The sequence below is a fragment of the Rhodopseudomonas sp. P2A-2r genome (assembly GCF_026015985.1).
GTDB lineage: Bacteria > Pseudomonadota > Alphaproteobacteria > Rhizobiales > Xanthobacteraceae > Tardiphaga.
The window spans coordinates 2,414,832-2,433,705 of sequence record NZ_CP110389.1 but is presented as its reverse complement, the minus strand read 5'-3'; the positions used below and the strand labels follow the sequence as shown (position 1 = coordinate 2,433,705).

Annotated in this window: 17 protein-coding genes and 1 pseudogene; 6 read left to right on the top strand and 12 right to left on the bottom strand. The window is 65.0% G+C overall.

The window, feature by feature from the left end; translation table 11 throughout:
* Window positions 1-89: 89 nt before the first annotated feature.
* The 5 genes and pseudogenes from ONR75_RS11450 to mobB form a co-directional block, all read right to left on the bottom strand.
* Window positions 90-347 (bottom strand): hypothetical protein, encoded by a 258-nt coding sequence (locus tag ONR75_RS11450; protein ID WP_265082691.1) that lies wholly within the window; start codon window positions 345-347, stop codon window positions 90-92.
* Between the two features lie 92 nt (window positions 348-439).
* A pseudogene (locus ONR75_RS11445) lies at window positions 440-2,088 on the bottom strand (OFA family MFS transporter).
* Window positions 2,089-2,293: 205 nt separating this feature from the next.
* On the bottom strand, window positions 2,294-2,536 hold the full coding sequence (locus ONR75_RS11440; RefSeq protein WP_265082690.1) for a sulfurtransferase TusA family protein: 243 nt from the start codon (window positions 2,534-2,536) through the stop codon (window positions 2,294-2,296).
* 14 nt (window positions 2,537-2,550) lie between these two features.
* Window positions 2,551-3,804: a gephyrin-like molybdotransferase Glp gene (gene glp, locus ONR75_RS11435; RefSeq protein ID WP_265082689.1), complete on the bottom strand. Its 1,254-nt coding sequence runs from the start codon at window positions 3,802-3,804 to the stop codon at window positions 2,551-2,553.
* Between the two features lie 3 nt (window positions 3,805-3,807).
* Window positions 3,808-4,326 carry a molybdopterin-guanine dinucleotide biosynthesis protein B gene (mobB, locus tag ONR75_RS11430; RefSeq protein WP_265082688.1) on the bottom strand — a complete coding sequence of 173 codons (519 nt, stop codon included), beginning with the start codon at window positions 4,324-4,326 and terminating at the stop codon, window positions 3,808-3,810.
* A gap of 72 nt (window positions 4,327-4,398) precedes the next feature.
* Between mobB and ONR75_RS11425 the strand changes: the two genes are divergently transcribed.
* Together ONR75_RS11425 and mobA are read left to right on the top strand one after the other, a co-directional pair.
* Window positions 4,399-5,301 (top strand): formate dehydrogenase accessory sulfurtransferase FdhD, encoded by a 903-nt coding sequence (locus ONR75_RS11425; protein ID WP_265082687.1) that lies wholly within the window; start codon window positions 4,399-4,401, stop codon window positions 5,299-5,301.
* Between the two features lies 1 nt (window position 5,302).
* Window positions 5,303-5,920, top strand: a complete 618-nt coding sequence (gene mobA, locus ONR75_RS11420) for a molybdenum cofactor guanylyltransferase MobA (RefSeq protein WP_413776459.1) — start codon at window positions 5,303-5,305, stop codon at window positions 5,918-5,920.
* Between the two features lie 107 nt (window positions 5,921-6,027).
* Here mobA and ONR75_RS11415 read toward each other — a convergent pair whose 3' ends face one another.
* The gene (locus ONR75_RS11415) at window positions 6,028-6,357 is read right to left on the bottom strand and encodes a hypothetical protein (protein WP_265082685.1); all 330 of its coding nucleotides are present in this window, start codon (window positions 6,355-6,357) and stop codon (window positions 6,028-6,030) included.
* Between the two features lie 698 nt (window positions 6,358-7,055).
* Here ONR75_RS11415 and ONR75_RS11410 point away from each other — a divergent pair.
* Window positions 7,056-7,259, top strand: coding sequence for a DUF4263 domain-containing protein (locus tag ONR75_RS11410; protein ID WP_265082684.1), 204 nt, complete (start codon window positions 7,056-7,058; stop codon window positions 7,257-7,259).
* 140 nt (window positions 7,260-7,399) lie between these two features.
* On the opposite strand, the gene ONR75_RS11405 is transcribed toward ONR75_RS11410, so the two are convergent.
* Window positions 7,400-9,505 (bottom strand): autotransporter domain-containing protein, encoded by a 2,106-nt coding sequence (locus ONR75_RS11405; RefSeq protein ID WP_265083624.1) that lies wholly within the window; start codon window positions 9,503-9,505, stop codon window positions 7,400-7,402.
* Window positions 9,506-9,564: 59 nt separating this feature from the next.
* The gene (locus ONR75_RS11400) at window positions 9,565-10,542 is read right to left on the bottom strand and encodes a hypothetical protein (RefSeq protein ID WP_265082683.1); all 978 of its coding nucleotides are present in this window, start codon (window positions 10,540-10,542) and stop codon (window positions 9,565-9,567) included.
* 459 nt (window positions 10,543-11,001) lie between these two features.
* Between ONR75_RS11400 and ONR75_RS11395 the strand changes: the two genes are divergently transcribed.
* Complete coding sequence (locus ONR75_RS11395; protein ID WP_265082682.1) at window positions 11,002-11,553, top strand: hypothetical protein; 552 nt, start codon at window positions 11,002-11,004, stop codon at window positions 11,551-11,553.
* A gap of 47 nt (window positions 11,554-11,600) precedes the next feature.
* Entirely contained in the window at window positions 11,601-13,343 is a 1,743-nt protein-coding gene (locus tag ONR75_RS11390; protein WP_265082681.1) for a tetratricopeptide repeat protein, read from the top strand.
* 94 nt (window positions 13,344-13,437) lie between these two features.
* On the opposite strand, the gene ONR75_RS11385 is transcribed toward ONR75_RS11390, so the two are convergent.
* The 4 genes from ONR75_RS11385 to ONR75_RS11370 all read right to left on the bottom strand — a co-directional run bounded on the left by ONR75_RS11385 (window position 13,438) and on the right by ONR75_RS11370 (window position 17,384).
* Window positions 13,438-14,397 carry an AraC family transcriptional regulator gene (locus tag ONR75_RS11385; RefSeq protein ID WP_265082680.1) on the bottom strand — a complete coding sequence of 320 codons (960 nt, stop codon included), beginning with the start codon at window positions 14,395-14,397 and terminating at the stop codon, window positions 13,438-13,440.
* 715 nt (window positions 14,398-15,112) lie between these two features.
* Window positions 15,113-15,949: a substrate-binding domain-containing protein gene (locus tag ONR75_RS11380; RefSeq protein ID WP_265082679.1), complete on the bottom strand. Its 837-nt coding sequence runs from the start codon at window positions 15,947-15,949 to the stop codon at window positions 15,113-15,115.
* A 17-nt stretch (window positions 15,950-15,966) separates the two neighbouring features.
* A complete protein-coding gene (locus ONR75_RS11375; protein ID WP_265082678.1) occupies window positions 15,967-16,689 on the bottom strand; it encodes an energy-coupling factor ABC transporter ATP-binding protein in 723 nt (240 codons plus the stop codon).
* Between the two features lie 2 nt (window positions 16,690-16,691).
* Entirely contained in the window at window positions 16,692-17,384 is a 693-nt protein-coding gene (locus tag ONR75_RS11370; RefSeq protein WP_265082677.1) for an ABC transporter permease, read from the bottom strand.
* Window positions 17,385-17,560: 176 nt separating this feature from the next.
* On the opposite strand from ONR75_RS11370, the gene ONR75_RS11365 reads away from it, so the two are divergent.
* On the top strand, window positions 17,561-18,739 hold the full coding sequence (locus ONR75_RS11365; protein WP_265082676.1) for an ABC transporter substrate-binding protein: 1,179 nt from the start codon (window positions 17,561-17,563) through the stop codon (window positions 18,737-18,739).
* The last annotated feature ends 135 nt before the right edge of the window (window positions 18,740-18,874 follow it).

The following is an 18,874-nucleotide window of genomic DNA, read 5'->3' as shown; positions in this document are numbered from 1 at the left end:
GGCCTTTAAAACGTCCGGGGCATGCCGGTCCGCCGACATGCCCCCGTGGTTCACCGCATTGCAGATGCAAACCGATCTCAGCGCTTGTTTCAGCTCTTGCCCATGCATTCTTCGATGTAGAACCAGCGATCGTCGCCAGCCAGTCCCCTGGACTTCACTTCCTTGCGGCAGCCCGCGAGCTTGCCTTTGTTCGCGCTCCACTTGGTACGCATGTCCTTCAGGCTCTGGCGCGTGAGCTTCATCTTGGCCGGCTTTTCGGTGGCGGGCGCTGCGGTCTGCGCGGATGCGGAGACCAGCGAGCCCGCGACGAACAGCGCGACGAGCGTGCAGGTGACGGTACGAAACATATCAATTCCCCCGGGTGTCATTGGATCCATCGAATGAAAGATGACGGCGCGGACGACAGAGATCCTCTGCCGCCCGCGCCTCGCGTATCAGATCAGAAGATCTTGAGCGCGCTTTCCAGCGTCTTCCAGACGCCCCAGGCCAGTGGAATTCCCACAAACGCCCAGAATGCCGCGGCGCTGGCGTCGAAACCGCCCTTGCCGATGCCGTAGGAACCGCCGCCGCTGTTGGCGGTGGCGCCCTTGGCCTGCAGGGCGGCCACCTCCTCCGGCTTCATGAACCAGTGGTCGGCCAGCGGCTTGACCAGCGCATTGCAGATCAGGCCCAGCACCAGCATTCCGGCCAGAATGTACATGGTGAAGTCATAGACCTGCGCCCGCGGCACGCCGGCCGCAATCTGGAACTCGCGGATGTAGTTCACCACCACCGGGCCGATGATGCCCGCCGTCGCCCAGGCCGTCAGCAGCCGGCCGTGGATGGCGCCGACGAACTGGGTGCCGAAGATGTCGGCGAGATAGGCCGGCACCGTGGCGAAGCCGCCGCCATACATCGACAGGATGATGCCGAAGGCCAGCACGAACAGCACCTTGCTGCCCATCGCCGCGAAGGTCGGGGCGAGCGCATAGAGCACGATGCCGAGGATGAAGAACGTGTAGTAGGTGTTCTTGCGTCCCATCTTGTCGGACAGCGAGGCCCAGAAGAACCGGCCGCCGATGTTGAACAGCGACAGCAGCCCGGCGAAGCCGGCGGCAATCGCCGCGATCGCCGTCTTCTGCTCACCGGAGAGCTGGTTGAAGGACAGGTCGGGAACCCCGATCAGCTTGCCGGCAAAGATCTCCTGCAGCATCGGCGAGGCCATGCCGATGACGCCGATGCCCGCCGACACGTTGAGGCAGAGCACCGCCCAGATCAGCCAGAACTGCTTGGTCTTATGGGCATTGTCGAGATGCACATGATGCTCGGTGATCATGGCATTGGACTTCTCCGGCGGGGTCCAACCTTCCGGACGCCAGTTCGGCGGCGCGAGGCGATAGGAGAACGCGCCGATCATCATGAACACGAAGTAGATGACGCCCATGGCCAGGAAGGTCTGCCAGACGCCGACATCGGTCGGCGTCTTGAAGTAGTTCATCAGCAGGTTGGCCAGGGAGCGCCGATCATGGCGCCGCCGCCGAAGCCCATGATCGCCATGCCGGTCGCCATGCCGCGACGATCCGGGAACCACTTCACCAGCGTCGACACCGGCGAGATGTAACCGAGGCCGAGGCCGATGCCGCCAATCACGCCGGAACCGAGCCACAGCAGCCACAATTGATGGGTGTAGACGCCGATCGCCCCGAGCACGAGGCCGCCGCACCAGCACAGCGCCGAGACGAAGCCGGCCTTGCGCGGGCCGGAACGTTCCAGCCAGCCGCCCCAGATCGCTGCGGAGACGCCGAGCAGCACGAAGAACAAGGTGTACATCCAGCCGAGGCTCGCGACGCGCCAGTCGCAGGTGGTGGTAACCAGCTCCTGGAAGATCGTCATGTCGCCGCAGACCTTCGGCGCCGACAGGCCGATGGCGCGCGACAGCGGCAGCCAGAACACGCTGAAGCCATAGGCCATGCCGATGCACAGATGGATGCACAGCGCGGCCGGCGGTACCAGCCAGCGATTGTAGCCTGCCGTCGCAATGATGCGCTCGCGGTCGAGAACTCCCGCAGAGCCGCCGGACAATGTCCCAGCGTTGCCGTATGTCGTCATCGATTCCTCCCCTGCAGCCGCTCTTTGCGAGCGTGTCTGTCGTTGCGTCTGATGTTTTCAGATAGGTCGCGCCATTCCCAGCAAACTTAAGGAGAATAAGAATCAATCCAAAGATCAATAAGCGATTTTCATGCTGCGATACTGAATCGCTATCAACCGGAGATCTGACGTGACCCGGGTACCATCGCAATGGACGCCGCGGAACTTAAGCCGACAGGACGTCGCCCGCTTTTTCGATCAGGAACACGATTTTGCTTTCGCTACGTTCGGTGATGTCGACGCGGTCGCCGGTCTGCTGGATCAGCGCCGGGATATCGATCACCGCCAGCGGATCGGTGCAGTGCACTTCGAGCCGGTCGCCGGGCGCCAGCGATTTCAGCGCCTTGCGCGTCTTCAGCGCCGGCAGCGGGCATTTCAGGCCGGAGAGGTCGAGGGTGGTGGTGGTCATGAGATCGGCATCCCTCAACAGAGACTGGCGTAAGCGAGGAAGCCGACCATGGCGCCGGGTTTCACCGAGGTGACGTCCTCGCCGAGTTCCACCAGCCCGTCGGTCTCCACCAGCGACGACAGCAGCCCGGCGCCCTCGCGCGGGAACTTGACCGCTTCCAGCGCGCCGTCGTCGCCGCGACGCAGATGGACGCGGACATATTCGCGGCGGCCAATCTTCTTTGTGTAGCTGAAGCCCGCGCGCAGCGGCATCGGCGTGAGCTTTTGCTGCATTGCACCGGCGAGCGCGAACACGGTCGGCCGCACCACATAAGCGAAGGTCACAAAACTCGCGACCGGATTGCCGGGCAGGCCGATGAACGGCGTGCCTGATATGATCCCCATGGCCACCGGCCGGCCCGGCTTGATGGCCATCCGCCACAGCACCAGCGAGCCGACGCTTTCCACGGCAGCCTTGACGTGATCCTCCTCGCCGGTGGAGACGCCGCCGGAGGTGAGGATCAGATCGTGCGCGCCGGCGGCATCCCGCAACGACGACGCGAGCGCGGCGCGGTCGTCGCGGATGATGCCGAGGTCGCTGACATCGCAGCCGAGCCGTCGCAGCAGCGCCTGCAGCATGAAGCGGTTGGAGTCGAATTGTTGCGCGGCGCCGGGCGCATCGCCGGGCGACAGCAGCTCGTTGCCGGTGGAGAACACCGCGACGCGGATCCGCCTGATCACGTCGACCTCTTTCAGGCCGAACGCCGCGACCAGCGCCACGTCCTGCGGTCGCAGCCGCTGACCGGCCTGCAGCGCGGCGGTGCCTTGCGCGATGTCCTCGCCCGCCGGCCGCACATTGGCGCCGGGCTTGAGACCGGGCGGCAACACCACGCGGCCCTCCGCGTCGAGCTGCACGTCCTCCTGCATGAACACCGTGTCGGCGCCCTCGGGCATCGGCGCGCCCGTGAAGATGCGCATGGCCGCAGCCGCCGCAAGCGACTGCGCCGATGCACCGGCCTGCACGCGCCCGTTCAGCGGAAACGCCTGGGCTGCGGCGCCGGTGAGATCGCTGTGGCGCACCGCATAGCCGTCGACCGCGGAATTGGTGAACGGCGGCAGCGGCAACGGCGCCTTGAGATCGGCGGCAAGGATGCGGCCATCGGCCTGCATCAGGTCGACACGCTCCACGTCCCCGATTGCCGCGACCCGCGCGGCGATGATCGCCACCGCCTCGTCCACCGACATCAGCGGCCCGCCAAAGGCAAAGCAATCGTCCGACAGTTGCGCCATCGCTCAGGCCTCCATCGCCAGCACGGCGTCGATGTCCATCGCCAGCGCCAGCATCATATTGGCGATCGCCTGGATATCGTCGAGATGCGCCACCGGCAGGTCGGTGATCACGTCGATGTCGCTGGCGACGCCGACGATGGCCGGATCGTTGGGGAACAGCAGCGCCTTGCCGTTGCCGGCGCGATGCACCTCGATCTTGCGGTGCGGATCGGTCTTGAAGCCCTCGACCAGCACCAGATCGACCGGCGTCAGCTTCGTCAGCAGCTCCGGCAGCTTGGGTTCAGCCGCGCCGCGCAATTCGTGCATCAGGGCAAAACGCTGGCTCGACGACACCAGCACCTCGCTGGCGCCGGCCTCGCGATGCACCCAGGAATCCTTGCCGGGAACATCGACGTCGAAGGCATGGTGGGCGTGCTTGATGGTCGAGACCCGCAATCCCTGCGCAATGAAATGCGGAATCAGCCGCGCCAGCAGCGTGGTCTTGCCGGCGCCGCTCCAGCCTGCCAGTCCAATCACCTTCATTCCGCACTCCGCCCGGACAATTGCCGTTTCCGTGCTTATATCCGTCCGGACCGGAATGTCATATGAGCAGCCATGACCCAACCCAGCAGCAAAGCCAGCGAAGCAACGGCCCCTCTGATCGTCCCCAATCCGCGCGACCCGCGGCTGACCGAGCGCGTGGCAGGCATCGACCAGACCGGCGCGGCCATCGAGACCAATGTTCCCGTGGAGCGGCCGCTGACGCTGTATCTCAACGCCCAGGAGATCGTCACCATGATGACGATCGGCGACTACCCGGAATATCTGGCGCTCGGCTACCTGTTGAACCAGAACATGCTGAAATATGACGACGTGGTCACCGAGGTCGAATATGACGACGATCTCGAAGTGGTCGTGGTGCGCACCGAGCACCACACCAATTTCGAGGCCAAGCTGAAGAAGCGCACGCAGACCTCCGGCTGCGCGCAGGGCACCGCGTTCGGCGATCTTCTCGAAGCCGTCGAGAGCGTGGCACTGCCCAAGGCCGAGTTGCGGACATCGTGGCTCTACGAGATGACCCACACCATCAACACCATGCCGTCGCTGTATCTCGAGGCCGGCGCGATCCATGGCTGCGTGCTGTGCCAGCAGGGCAAGCCCGTCTGCTACACCGAGGATGTCGGCCGCCACAATGCAGTCGACAAGATCGCCGGCTGGATGTTCCGCCACCATGTCGATCCCGCCGACAAGATCCTCTACACCACCGGGCGGCTGACCTCCGAGATGATCATCAAGACGGTGCGCATGGGGATTCCGATTTTGGTGTCGCGCTCCGGCTTCACCGCATGGGGCGTCGATCTTGCGCGGCAGGTCGGACTGACACTGGTCGGCCGCGCGAAGGGCAAGCGCTTCATCGCTCTGTCCGGGCAGGAGCGCATCGTGTTCGACCAGAACCTCGATTTCGTCGCCGAGGAATCCATGCGCAGCAAACGCAAGGGCGGCGACAGGGATGACTGAGATGGTGAAAATTCCGGGCGTGCTGCTGGCCGGCGGACTGGCGCGACGCATGGGCGGCGGCGACAAGCCGATGCGCGAGATCGGTGGCAAGACCATCTTGGCGCGCGTCATCGCGCGGCTCGCGCCGCAATGCGATGGACTCATTCTCAACGCCAATGGTGATCCCGCGCGCTTTGCGGCGTTCCGCCTGCCCGTGATTGCCGACAGCGTCGCGGATTTTCCCGGCCCCCTCGCCGGCATTCTCGCCGCGCTCGACTGGACCGCAGAACATCGCCCCGATGTCGAACACATCCTCAGCGCCGCCGCCGACTGCCCGTTTCTGCCGCGCGATCTGGTGGCCCGTCTGCACGCGACGTTGACCGCAGAGAATGCGCAGCTCGCGGTCGCCGCCTCCGACGGACAAAGCCATCCGGTGATCGGGTTGTGGAGCGTCAGCCTGCGCGCCGAGCTGCGCCACGCGCTGGTGGTCGAGGACATCAGAAAGATCGATCGCTGGACCGCACGATATCGCCTGGCCACGGTGACATGGCCCGTCACGCCGCTCGATCCGTTCTTCAACGCCAACACCATGGACGACATTGCCGAAGCCGACCGGCTGGCCGCGCTGGATGGCGGATAGCCACGCGGTCTCGTGCCCCGGATATTGCGCAACGCGCCGCCGTTGCGGCGTGGTGCGCATCGCCTGAGAACGCTGCACCGCGTCCGGGACACCAGAGCGTGTCGTCATCACGCCTTCGCATCCTCGCCCAGAACCGCCGCCCGCCGCCGCAGCTGGATCTCGGTATAGAAGTGCTCGGTGATCCTCCGCTTGCGGTCCGCCGACACCCGAAACAACAGCAGGGGCGCGCAGATCGGCGCCTGCCACAGGCAACGCCGGGCGCGGCGACATTTCCGACTCGGGCAGCACGTCGTGCCGCGCCTGGTCTCAGACAGCATGCGTTCGGTGCTGTATCCCGCCTCCTGCCAGTCCGCTTCCCTCTGTTTTTCGAGCTCCGTTTCCCGCCGATCCCGCGCCCGGTCACGCAGGTGCTCGACGTCCCATTGCAGTGTCGTCATGCTCCGATCTCCTCTCTTGTGCTGAGTGAAGCGCGGCTCCGCGCGCGACCGGGCAAGCCTGTGCTGTGCCCGCAAAATGCTTTGCGTGAAGGTCTTGTCAGGGAGCCTCCCGACATGAGGGAGGCGGAGCGCCGAAAGGCGCGACTTGTGTAGTGGCCGCAGCGTGATCCCGACGCATCGGGAGCAGAGGCCGCGGAAACGCCTTTCGACGCTCCACCGTGGCGATTTATGTCCCCGGGGCCGTGCTTCCGGGACAGCTTCCAGCGGGATTTTCCCGCCTTTCCCTGTCCGCGTCCAGCCGGCAAAGAGCGGCAGACCCCCGTAGTGGGGCCGGACGGCGACCCGAGGCCTCCCGAGTGCGCAAGGAGACGTCCTCCCCACGCCCGCAGGCGCCACCCCCGCCCCACATTTCCAAGCGTCCCAGGAAACGCCCCTCAGTGGGATGAGGTAACGACAGATATGACTCATTTTAGGATTTTAGTCAATCAAAGAAATTTAGCGAAGAATAATGGAAGGCCATAGGATGAGTTCGCGCTCGACCCCTGCCATTCTGCCTAACCCACGGTGTCAAACCCCTATGGACAACTACCAGAATCCAAAGCCGGGCAAGACCTATATCAGCCCCAGCTTAAAAGCATTTGGGCAACAGGATCGAAAGGTTCGAATTGCATCGAAATCGATCGAATCACCCGACGCTTATGCATTCGCATCTATTAAAGATGAAGTCGTTTTACCTCGTGATTGGTAACTTGGCATCACTTGTGGGCGACCACGGCGTAAACCACGAGCAATTTCGATCGTTTGAACTGTTTCGTCGGAACATATTAAATCTGGAGATTATTACGTTTGACGAACTTTACGAACGCGCCAAGTTTATCGTTCACCAAACGAGGCCTAAGTAGATCATACCAATACAGCAAGCGTGGGGTGGGCAATGCGAAGCGCGCCCACGTCTTTTGATCGCGCGTCGAAATACGTGAGCACGACGCGCAAGAACGCGCTTCCAGACCACCAAGGCATTCCGCCGCAGTCGCGACAGACCTCAGAACCTCACCGCAAAGTTGCCACGCAGGGTGTGGTCGGTGACGCCGGAGCCGAACTGGCTGGCGTAGCTGAGGCCGAGCGCGGCGTTGGGCGTGAGGTTCACGTCGAAGCCGAGATCGGCGACGGCGCCGTCCCGCGCGATCGGCACGCCGGCGATGCCGAAGGCCGAGCCGCCGGCGAAGGCCATGGTCGCCACCGGCGTGGTAGCGCCGAAGCCATGGCGCCAGCCGAGCATGCCGCGCGTGGTGGCGGTGACACCGTTGCCGACGACAAGGCCGCTCGAGGCGCGCAGGCCGAGCGTGGTGAAGGTCACGCCGGTGGTGTCGCCCCGGCTGGTGAGCGCCGCGGCGCCGCCTCGCTCGGTGAAGCCGTCGGACGACAGGCTGGCATAAGCGAGGTTGGCGAAAGGCTCGAAGTCGAGCGTCCCCAGCGGCGTCTGCCCGGCGCGGATGCGATAGCCGAGTTCGCCGAAGCCCTGGGTGGTGACGGCGCTATAGTCGGCGGCGAGCGTCCCGCCGAAGCCCGGAAACGCGACCGAGCGGCTGGTCGCGATATCGTGCCACGTGAAGGCGAGTCCGGAGCGGAAGGCGAGATCGCCCCACTGCGTGCCGCCGTAGAGGCCGACATGATAGTTGTCGCTCGCGCCGGACGAGCTGCGATCGGCGACGCGAAAATTCGAGCGGCTGTAGCCACCGACCATGCCGACCCGCCAGCCATCGATGAGGGGCGCGTCGGCGCCGGCCAGGAAACCGCCGATGTCGCGCTTGAGCGTGGCAGCGCTGCCGTCGCCATTCCATTGGCCCCAGGAGCCGAAGCCGCGGCCCCACACCGCGATGCCCGGGGCGCTGGCAGCCGCGAGCACGGGCCTGCCGTTGACATAGGTGGTGACCGGCGCGCCGCCGGCGCCGACGCTGTCAAACGCGGCGCGCAGGCGGTCCACCGCGGCTTCGCGAACGAACCGGCTGTCCTCGATCATCACACCCTTGGCCGACGCATGCACTTCGCCGGAGAGCTGGTCGAACGCATTGCGGGCCTGCGCCACGTTGAGCTGCACCAGCGCACCGGCCAGTGGACCGCCGAGCGGCAAGCCATCGGCGCCGCCGCCGGTGGCGATCTGGTTGCGGGTCGATCCCGCCGAGGCAAACGTCACGGCGCTGCGGTTTTGGGTGAGATAGACGCTGGTGGCATCGTAGCTGAGGCCATAGGCCAGGAACGGCGTCGCGGTCGCGGCGCTCGCGCCGGCAAAGGCGCCAGTGATGCCGCCGGCTGCCGAGAGGATGGTGTACTTCGTGCCGATCGGCGCGGCGCCAGAGGCGACCACCGTGCCGCCGTTCAGCGTCGCGCTTCCCGAAGCAACGATCCTGTCCGACTGGCCCGCCGCGTTGGTCTCGACCTGATAGGTCGATCCCGCCGCAAAGCTGACACTGCCGTTGACGTTCAGCGTGCCAATCGAATTGCCGGGCCCGACGGTGCCGCCGCTGTTGGCGACAATGCCGCCGACAGTGCCGGTACCGCCGAGGATGCCGCCCGACACAGTCACGATGGAGCCGGCGAGAGATCCGTTCACGGCGAGCCGGCCGCCAGTCACATTGGTCGCGCCGGTGAAGACGCTGGAATCTGCTGTCAGGATTGTCGTGCCGGCGATCTGGTTGATGGTGCCACGCCCGCTAAACCCGTTGATCTCGGCATCGAAAGCGTAGTTGCTGCCAGTGTGGTTGAAATTGATCGCGCCGTTGCCGTTGGCGAAGACGATCCTCTGACTACCCATATCGAGCGTGCCCGGCGCCACCGCGGCCGCGCCGATGCCGGCGCCGATATTGAGGGTGCCCACCGAGCCGGCCTGGGACCCGAGGATCAGATTGCCGCTCGTCGATACGACAGCGCCATTGGCAATCGTCAGCGTGCCGTCGCCAGCCCCACCGACAATGAGCCCATTGTTCTCGACGATCAGGCGGGAGCCCGGACCCGTGATCGTTGCCGTGCCGACCGAGCCTGCGTTCTGCCCGATATAGTTCACGAATGATGTGGCTGTGACCGTGGCGCCATTCGACACCGTCAGCGTGCCGGCGCCGTCGCTGCCGACGGTCATGTTGGCGACCGTCAGGGTCGACCCGGTACCATCGACGGTGACCGCGCCGATGCCGCCGGCTTGCTCACCGAGCGTCAGCGGCGAGGAGTGCTGGTGACGGCCGCACCATTCAGGATGTTCAGCGTGCCGGCACCCAGGCGCCCGACGGTGATGCTCGCGGCGTTCCAGACCGAGCCGGCGCCGGTGACCGTCACCGTGCCGACCCCGTCTGCCTGATAACCCAGGACAGCGTCGGTGGCGACCGACACCTTTCCGCCATTTGCAATCGTCAGCGTACCGGTGCCGTCCTGACCGACCCAGAAGCCGCTTGTGCCTGTGTGGGCCCAGCTTGACCCAGCTCCGGTGATTGTCGCATTGCCGACAGAGCCCGCGCTTTTGCCGATGATGCTGCCAAATTGGGTGGTCAACACCGTGCCGCCGTTCGATACCGTCAACGTGCCGTTCCCGGCGTCACCGACAACAAAACTGGCGCCGGACAAGGTCGAACCTGTCCCATCGACCGTCACCACACCCGAAGAACCAAGAGAGTTCCCCAAGGCGACCGAATACCCAGCTGCGCTCATGACTGCGCCGCCATTGAGAAGCGAAAGCGTGCCCGTACCATCAAAACCGACAGCCACGCCTTGCGCGTTCCATATCGACCCGGCGCCGGTCACCGTCGCCGTGCCGGTGGAGCCGGCCTGACGGCCCACCAGCCCCTGGCCGCTGTTGAGGATGCCGCTGTTCGCGATCGTCAGCATGCCGATATTGTTGAGACCGACGGTTACGCTATTGCTGGAGGCCGTCGCGCCGCTGATCAACGTCGCGTTTGATGCGGTCGTGTCGATATAGGTGTTGTCGCCGGCTGTCGGGGGCGCACCGAGATTCCAGTTTGCGCCGGCGAACCAGTCCGGCGATGTGGTACCTGTCCAGAAATCGTTGGCGCCGGCCGCCGGAGTGGTCAGGGTAACGCCGGCAAGCGCAGCGCAACCGAACGCCAGCGCCAGATGGCTGCTATTGGCGCGGTATCGACGCAGAACGCGTTCGGTGTTGGGGACCAGACGTGACGACATTCAGCGATTCCTTGCGATGCGGTAACTTCGAACCTGTGTCGCATCGCCGGACTGAACTGTCTTGGGCTGGAGTGCAGCGGAATTGTCCTGCAGAGAAGCGCCCTGCTTTGCCGGGCAATGTGTCTGCACGGCAACATTGCGTCGGAAACGACAGTGCCTATCGCGCACTGCTTGGCGTGCAGCCGAAGCGCCAGCAAAAAACAGCGGTTGACGTAGGCGACGTCATTGAATCCGCAGATCATGGCGATCTCGCTGACCCGAATCCACCCGCTCGGCAAAGCGCACCGATCGCCTGCAGGAGATCGCGGACATAGCGCACCGACAGCCTGTGCTCGCGCACCACGCCCGGCTTCCTGACGACGGCCGGACTGTGCGTCCACATCGATCCCGCGGCATCGTCCGGCATCGCTGAACCTATCTCGCCGCGGTCCCGACCCAGTGGCATCGGGAGATTGGACCATGATTTCTGCACGTCGTTTCATGAGCAACCGTTTCAGAGCAACGATGATCGCGCTCGCCTTGTCCGTTGCCGGCAACACAGCGCTGGCTGCAGCGGGCGTCGTCAGCTTCGATGGCAACTCGCTGCAGCAACTGCGCCACGGCGCCACCGGCACCGACCGCTTCGCTGAATATGGCCGCCGCGCAGACCAGCTGTCGGAGACGTTGACGGTGCGCTTGCTTGCGGACCGGGCGCCCTTCAAGGCGCAGGTCGCGACGCTGGTGGCGTCGATCAGGAAGGCCAATCCGAAGGTCAAGCTCAAGGTGCTGCAGCGGAACAACAGCGACGACGTGATGATCTCCTATCTCGGCGATCTCGGCGGCACGCGCGTCAGCCTGGTGCTGTGGCGGCTGGCGGCCTTGGGCGACCGGTCCGTCGCGGCGATCTATCAGATGGATTTCGACATCTACGACGAGGACGCCAAGGACCGCATCACGGCGCATGCCGCCGAGCGCGCCCTCGTCACCTTCGCGCCGGCCGACTTCGCCCGGCTCGTTGCCGATGAGAACTAGCACATCAGTCTATCTGCAGTCGGATAGCAAACGATCGAGGGGATCCCATGAACCGCACGACATGGACATTTTGCAGCGCGCTGTTCGCTGCGACAGCGCTGGTGAGCTTCCCGGCTGCCGCTGACGAATGCGATCATCCGCAAAGCGCCGAGACTGCGATCGTCGCCTGTACCCAGAGCATCGCCTCGGGGAAATGGACCGGACGCAATCAGGCGATCAACTACACCAATCGCGGGAACCGCTATCGCGACGCGGGCGACCTCGACCGTGCCGTCGCCGACTACAACGAGGCGATCCGTATCGACCCCCAACACGCCATGGCCTTCAACAATCGCGGGCGCGTCTACAACGACAAGGGCGAACCCGACCGTGCCATTGCCGACTTCAACGACGCGATCCGGATCGATCCAAAATTCGCTCCGGCGTTCAGCAATCGCGGGGGTGCCTACAGCGACAAAGGAGACCTGGGTCGCGCTATCGCAGACTATAGCGAGGCGATCCGGCTCGATCCCTCATTCGCCATGGCCTTGTACAATCGAGGCGTCGCCTATCGCGCCATCGGAGACATCGACCGCGCCATTGCCGACTACAGCGGGGCGATCCGCATCGATCCCAAATACGTCATGGCCTTCAACAATCGGGGGCTCGCCTACAACGACAAAGGCGACCACGACCGCGCCATCGCCGACTATACGAAGGCCATCCGCATCGATCCCAAATTCGCCGTAGCCCTTGGCAATCGAGGGGTCGCTTATCGCGCCAAGGGCGATCCCGACCGCGCCATTGCCGACTACAACGAAGTGATCCGGACCGATCCCCGAAACGCCCTGGTCCTCAACAATCGGGGCAACGTCTACATGGACAAGGGCGATCCCGACCGTGCTATTGCCGACTACAGCGAGGCGATCCGGATCGCCCCCAACTACCCGAATCCCCTGGTCGGTCGCGGCGTCGCCTATGGCTGCAAAAGCAAGCATGATCGCGCCATCGCCGACTTCAGTGCGGCGATCCGGATCGATCCGAATAGCGCCCTGGCGTTCAGCGATCGCGCCGACGCCTACCGCGACAAGGGCGACCCCGACCACGCCATCGCCGACTTCAGCGAGGCGATCCGAATCAATCCCGGCTTGATCGAGGCCTACATCGCCCGCGGTATCGCCTACAACCGAAACGGCGACAACGACCGCGCGATCGCTGACTTGAGTGTGACGATCCGGTACGATGCCAGTAACGTCGGCGCCTTTGTTGTTCGCGGCATCGCCTACAGCCAGAAGGGCGACAATGACCGCGCCATCAGCGACTACAGCGCAGCGATCCGGCTCGATCCCAAGTCCTCGCTGGGCTACATCGGTCGCGGCCGTTCGCATCTGTTTGCCGGCTCGGCCGCCAAAGCGGAGGCCGATTTTGCCGAGGCCAGCAAGCGTGACCCGAACGATGCCTATAACGTGCTGTGGGCCGATATTGCCGCTCGGCGAGGCCGTCGCCCGAGCCGCCTGGCGCAAACCAGTTCCCCGATCGACATGGCCGTGTGGCCGGCACCGGTGATCAAAATGTTCATGGGCGAGATAACGCCCGATGCTCTGCTTGCTGCCGCAGACAATCCGGACGCCACCAAGAAAACGAGCCACGTCTGCGAGGCGATTTTCTACAGCGGAGAGCTGGCTTTGACCAAGGGGTCGATCGATGAAGCAGCACGGCTGTTCCGGCTCGCAGCCAACGATTGCCCGCGCAACGCCGACGAATGGAGCGCCGCCAGTTCTGAGTTGAAGGCGCTAGGCGTCGTCCCCTGAGCATGCTGTCGGCAGTCACCCGGTCCATCTCACCAGGCGTAGCGCACCACGCCCTTTCCGGCAGAAACGCCTGCGGTCCCCCTAACGATGATGCCTATCGCGCACTGCTCGGCGTGCAGCCGAAGCGGCGGCGGAAACAGCGGTTGAAGTAGGCAACGTCGTTAAAGCCGCAGATCATGGCGATCTCGCTGACCCGCATCCCGTCGCAACGCCAGTCCTGCAGCATCCTCCAGGTCTTCTGCAGGCGCAGTTCGAGCACCCGCTCGGCAAAGCTCACACCGGTCTCCTGCAGGAGATCGTGGACGTAGCGCACCGACAGCTTCAGCTCGCGCGCGACGCCCTGCGCGGAGATGCCGGGATGGGCGAAATTGTCGGCGATCCTCGCCAGCACCGCCTGCAGACGGGCGGCTCGGAGGCCCCGCAGACCCGCGAGTTCAGCCGTCTCGCCTTTGGCACCGGTCGCAAGACCAATGAGGTCGACGATGGTCGTCGCAGCATGCGTTTCGAGATCGGGCGTGGTGAGAACGGGGCCGCTTTCCAGCAGCCGGCAGTAGCGCTTGAGCAGGTCGAGGGCTTCGTTGTCGGCACCGACCTTGAGCGCCAGCCTGGTATCGATCTGCGGGAATGCCTGCGTCAGAACGTCACGCGGGATCACCACGTTCATCCAGACATTGCTGTCGGCACCGTGCATCTTCAGCGGCTCCGCCGCGGTGACCAGCGCCGCCTCGCCGCGGCCGACGGCATATTCGCGGCCGACCTGTACGCCGGCGAGCGCGGTATCGGCCTTGTTGACCAGCAACAGATAGTTGTCATTGCCGTCGTCGGCGATATTGCGGGCCATCCGCGATGCGCGCTTGATCGTTCCGGCCATCTGGCCCAGCACCACGGGCCCCAGGGTCGTGGCCTCGATCACCGCTTCGAACGGCACTCTTTCGGAGATGCTGTATTCGACCGACCAGATTTCCGCGAGGTGGATCTCCTGCCAGAGGTCGAACCTGGCCTTCTCACTCAGATCGACAGACAAGTCCTTGGAGGAAAACGCCGTTTTTTGCACTACGCCTACCTTTTTTCGAAATCAGATATCAAACGCGAACGCCGATAGCATGCCCGACTGTGATCCGGCCAGCCGGAGTCCAGATGATCGCATCAGCGTGCTGGAGGAAATTCGCGGGCGATCGTCGCGCACCAAAGGCCCGCTCGACTATGTCGCGCGGAGACGGCAAGGCGTTCATCCACTACGACGACAATCGTTATTCCGGAGGGAAACGAACAATTCGTGCGCGCCGCTTCCGTCATGCTGAGGCGCGCGCCGACTTCGGCGCGCCTCGAAGCATGCGGCTGCAAGCGTGCCCGCCGTCGCCCCAGCCAAAACGGTCCAGCCCGTTTTGGCTGGGGTGACGGCTTCATGAATGTATTACGCTGGCCGGGCTCCAGATCGCGTCAGCGGCGCACCGAGCGAGACGAGAGACAGAGAGAGACGCTGGGGAGTCATGCGTGACGCGACGCCCCGGCGCTCGCAATGTCCCTCCCCGTCGTGCAGCGAAGCTGCGCGATGCGGGGAGGGTCGGCCGAACGCAGGACGATGCGTCGCATCGTCCGAAGTGGAGGCCGGGGTGGGGGCGCCACGAACACAGCGCTTGCATCGCCCCCACCCGACCGGGCTTCGCTCCGCTTCGCCCGGCCACCCATGGCGGACGAATTCGTCCGCCAGACCCCGCCAGGCGCAGCTACGCTGCACCCGGGGGAGGGAAAAACCGCGCCCAGCCCCCTCAGGAGGCCTTCTTCTCCGCATTGGGGAAGAACAGTTGCTGACCGTCGATCTTGTAGTTGGCGATGATGGCCTGGCCTTCCGCCGAGGTGACAAAATCGACGAAGGCCTGGCCGAGCTCCTTCTTCACCGACGGGATCTTTTCCGGGTTCACCAGAATGACGCCGTACTGGTTGAACAGCCGCTTGTCGCCTTCGACGGCGATGACCAGATCGCCGCGGTTCCTGAACGACAGCCAGGTGCCGCGATCGCTGAGTACATAGGCGTTCATGGCATTTGCGGTGTTGAGCGCGGCGCCCATGCCCTGGCCGATTTCGCGATACCAAGGCCCCCGGACGGCGGCGAGATCGATGTCCGCCTGCTTCCACAGCGCCAGCTCGGCACTGTGGGTGCCGGACTTGTCGCCGCGCGACACGAAGGGCACGGCCTTCTGCTGGATGGTCTTCAGTGCCGCGGCGATGTCCTTGCTGCCCTTGATGCCGGCGGGATCGCTGTTTGGTCCGATCAGCACGAAGTCGTTGTACATCACGTCGAAGCGCTTGACGCCAAAGCCGTCGGCGACGAATTTCTCCTCCTGCGCCTTGGCGTGGACGAACACCACGTCGGCGTCGCCGCGCCGCGCGGTGTCGAGCGCCTGACCGGTGCCCTGCGCGATCACCTTGACGTCGATTCCGGTCTTGGCCTTGAACAGCGGCAACAGATAGTTGAACAGGCCGGAATCCTGCGTCGAGGTGGTCGAGGCCACCACGATGGATTTGTCCTGCGCCGCGGCAGGGGCGAGCGTCGACAGCGCGCCGAGGCCGAGTGCGGCGACGAGCGATAGCAAACGGTTCTTCATCGCAAGGCTCCTGTTGGTCAGATCACCAGGTCGCCGCGCAGAAACGCGGCAGCCTCCGGCGTCGCCGGGTGATTGAGGACATCATCTGCAGCGCCCTGTTCGCACAGGGCGCCGCGCAGCATAAACACCACGTCGCCGGCGAGCCGGCGCACCTGGCCGAGGTCATGGGAGGCCATCACGATCTTGATGCCGGATTGCGCCGCCGACAGGATGATCTCCTCGACGCTGCGGGTCGAGGCCGGATCGAGGCTGGCGGTGGGCTCGTCGAGCAGCAGCAGTTCCGGATCGCGCGCCAGCGCGCGGGCCAGCGCCAGCCGCTGCTGCTCGCCGCCGGACAGTTTGCGCGCCGGCCGCTGCGCTAGCTCGCTCAATCCGACCCGTGCCAGCAGCGCCTCGGTCCGCGCCGCGCGCTGATGATAGGACACGCCGGCCTGCGCCAGCGCATAGCCGACATTGGCCGCAGCGGTGCGCCGCAGCATCACCGGGCGTTGCAGCAGCATGGCGCGGCGGTTCATCGGCGCGTTGTCGCGGCCGCCCCACGAAATGCGGCCCGCGCTCGGCGCCGCCAGTCCCATGCACAGCCGCAGCAGCGAGGTCTTGCCGGAGCCGTTGGGTCCGACGATCAAGGTCGGCGCGCCCGGATTGAGCGTCAGGCTGAGGCGGTCGACGATGGTGGTCGGCCCCGCCGTCAGCGAGACCTTGTCGAGCACCACGGGCAGTTCGCTGAGCGGCGCGCGCATGATCACCCCGCCTGCCGTTCGGACCACAGCCGCGCGCCCCAGGCGGCGGCGTTGATCGCCAGCACCAGCACCACCAGCACCAGGCCGAGGCCCATGGCCAGCGGCAGATCGCCCTTGGAAGTTTCCAGCGCGATGGCCGTGGTCATGGTGCGGGTGAAGCCGTCGATATTGCCGCCGACGATCATCACCGCACCGACCTCGGCGGCGGCGCGACCGAAGCCGGCCAGCAGCGCCGTCAGCAGACTGTAGCGCGCGTCCCACAGCAGCGTCGCCATGCGTCCGACCGGACCGACATCCATGGCATTGAGCTCGTCGCGATACTCGACCCAGAGATCCTCCACGGTCTGCCGGGTCAGCGCGGCGATGATCGGCACGATCAGAATCGTCTGTGCGATCACCATGGCCGTCGGCGTGAACAGGATGCCCATACTGCCGAGCGGGCCGGAGCGCGACAGCAGCAGATAGACTGCAAGGCCCACCACCACCGGCGGCAGGCCCATCATGGCATTGAGCAGCACCACGAGTGCGGCGCGGCCGGGGAACCGGGTCAGCGCCAGCAGCGCGCCGAGCGGCATGGCGATCACAGCCGCGATCAGCGCCGCCGACAGGCTGACGGCCAGCGACAGCCGCACGATGGCGAACAGGGTCGCATCGCCGGTCACGATCAGTTGCCAGGCATTGAGGTCGCTGGGCATGAGGGCCTCCCGTCGCCTTGTTCGACAATCACTCCGGCGTTGTCAATTGCATCAAGCGCGGCGCTTGCCCTACCTCGGCACGCAACCATGAGATAGGCTTGCCGATGTCGCGGCCGCAGAGCCGCGCGGTTCAGGGAGAAGAAACGCATGTTTGCCAGGAACTTTTTGCGGCGGCGATGGCCACCGCCGCGCTGCTGGGCGCGTCGGGAGCGGACGCCCAGGTTTCCGACGACGTGGTCAAGATCGGCGTGCTCAGCGACATGACCGGGCCGTCATCGACACCGTCCGGCCAGGGCTCGGTCACCGCAGCGCAGATGGCCATCGACGATTTCGGCGGCACCGTGCTCGGCAAGCCGATCGGCATCATCGTCGGCGATCACCAGATCAAGCCGGACATCGGCGCCGGCATCGCGCGGCGCTGGTACGACACCGAACAGGTCGACCTGATCGTCGACGTGCCGATTTCCGCCGTCGGCCTCGCGGTGCAGAACGTCGCCAACGACCGCAAGAAACTGCTGATCGTGCATTCGACCGGCACCGCGGATTTCCACGGCAAGTTCTGCTCGCCCTACACTATGCAATGGGTGTTCGACACCCACGCGCTGGCGGTCGGCACCGCGCAGGAGGTGGTCAAGCGCGGCGGCGATTCCTGGTTCTTCATCACCGACGACTTCGCCTTCGGCCATTCGCTGGAAAAGGACGCCTCGGCGATGGTGACCAAGACCGGCGGCAAGGTGCTGGGCGCGGTGCGGCCGCCGTTCGGCACGCCGGACATGTCGTCCTTCGTGCTGCAGGCACAGGCCTCCAAGGCCAAGATCATCGGCATCGCCGGCGGTCCGCCGAACAACGTCAACGAGATCAAGACCGCGGCCGAATTCGGCGTGTTCAAGGGCGGCCAGCAGATGGCCGCTTTGCTGGCGCTGATCACCGACGTGGATTCGCTCGGCCTGCCGGCGGCGCAGGGCCTGCTGCTGACGACATCGTTCTACTGGGACATGGACGACAAGACCCGCCAATGGTCGAAGCGCTTCTTCGACAAGATGAAGCGGATGCCGACCATGTGGCAGGCCGGGGTGTATTCGTCCGTGATGGTCTATCTCAATGCGGTCAAGGACGCCGGCACCGACGAGCCGCTCAAGGTGGCGGCCAAGATGCGCGAGAAGCCGATCGAGGACTTCTTCGCGCGTAACGGCACGCTGCGCGAGGACGGGCTGATGGTGCATGATTTGATGCTGGTGCAGGTCAAGTCGCCCGAGGAGTCGAAGTATCCGTGGGACTACTACAAGATCCTGGTGAAGATTTCCGGCGCCGACGCGTTCGGCCCGCCGGATCCGGCGTGTGTGGTGAAAAAGTAAAGCGCAACATCTCAGTCGCCGTCATCCTGAGGTGCCGTCGCGCAGCGACGGCCTCGAAGGATGCGGCCGCAGGCACAGTGCCCGCCGTCGCCCTTCGAGGCGCGCAAAAGCGCGCTCCTCAGGGTGACGGCTCTC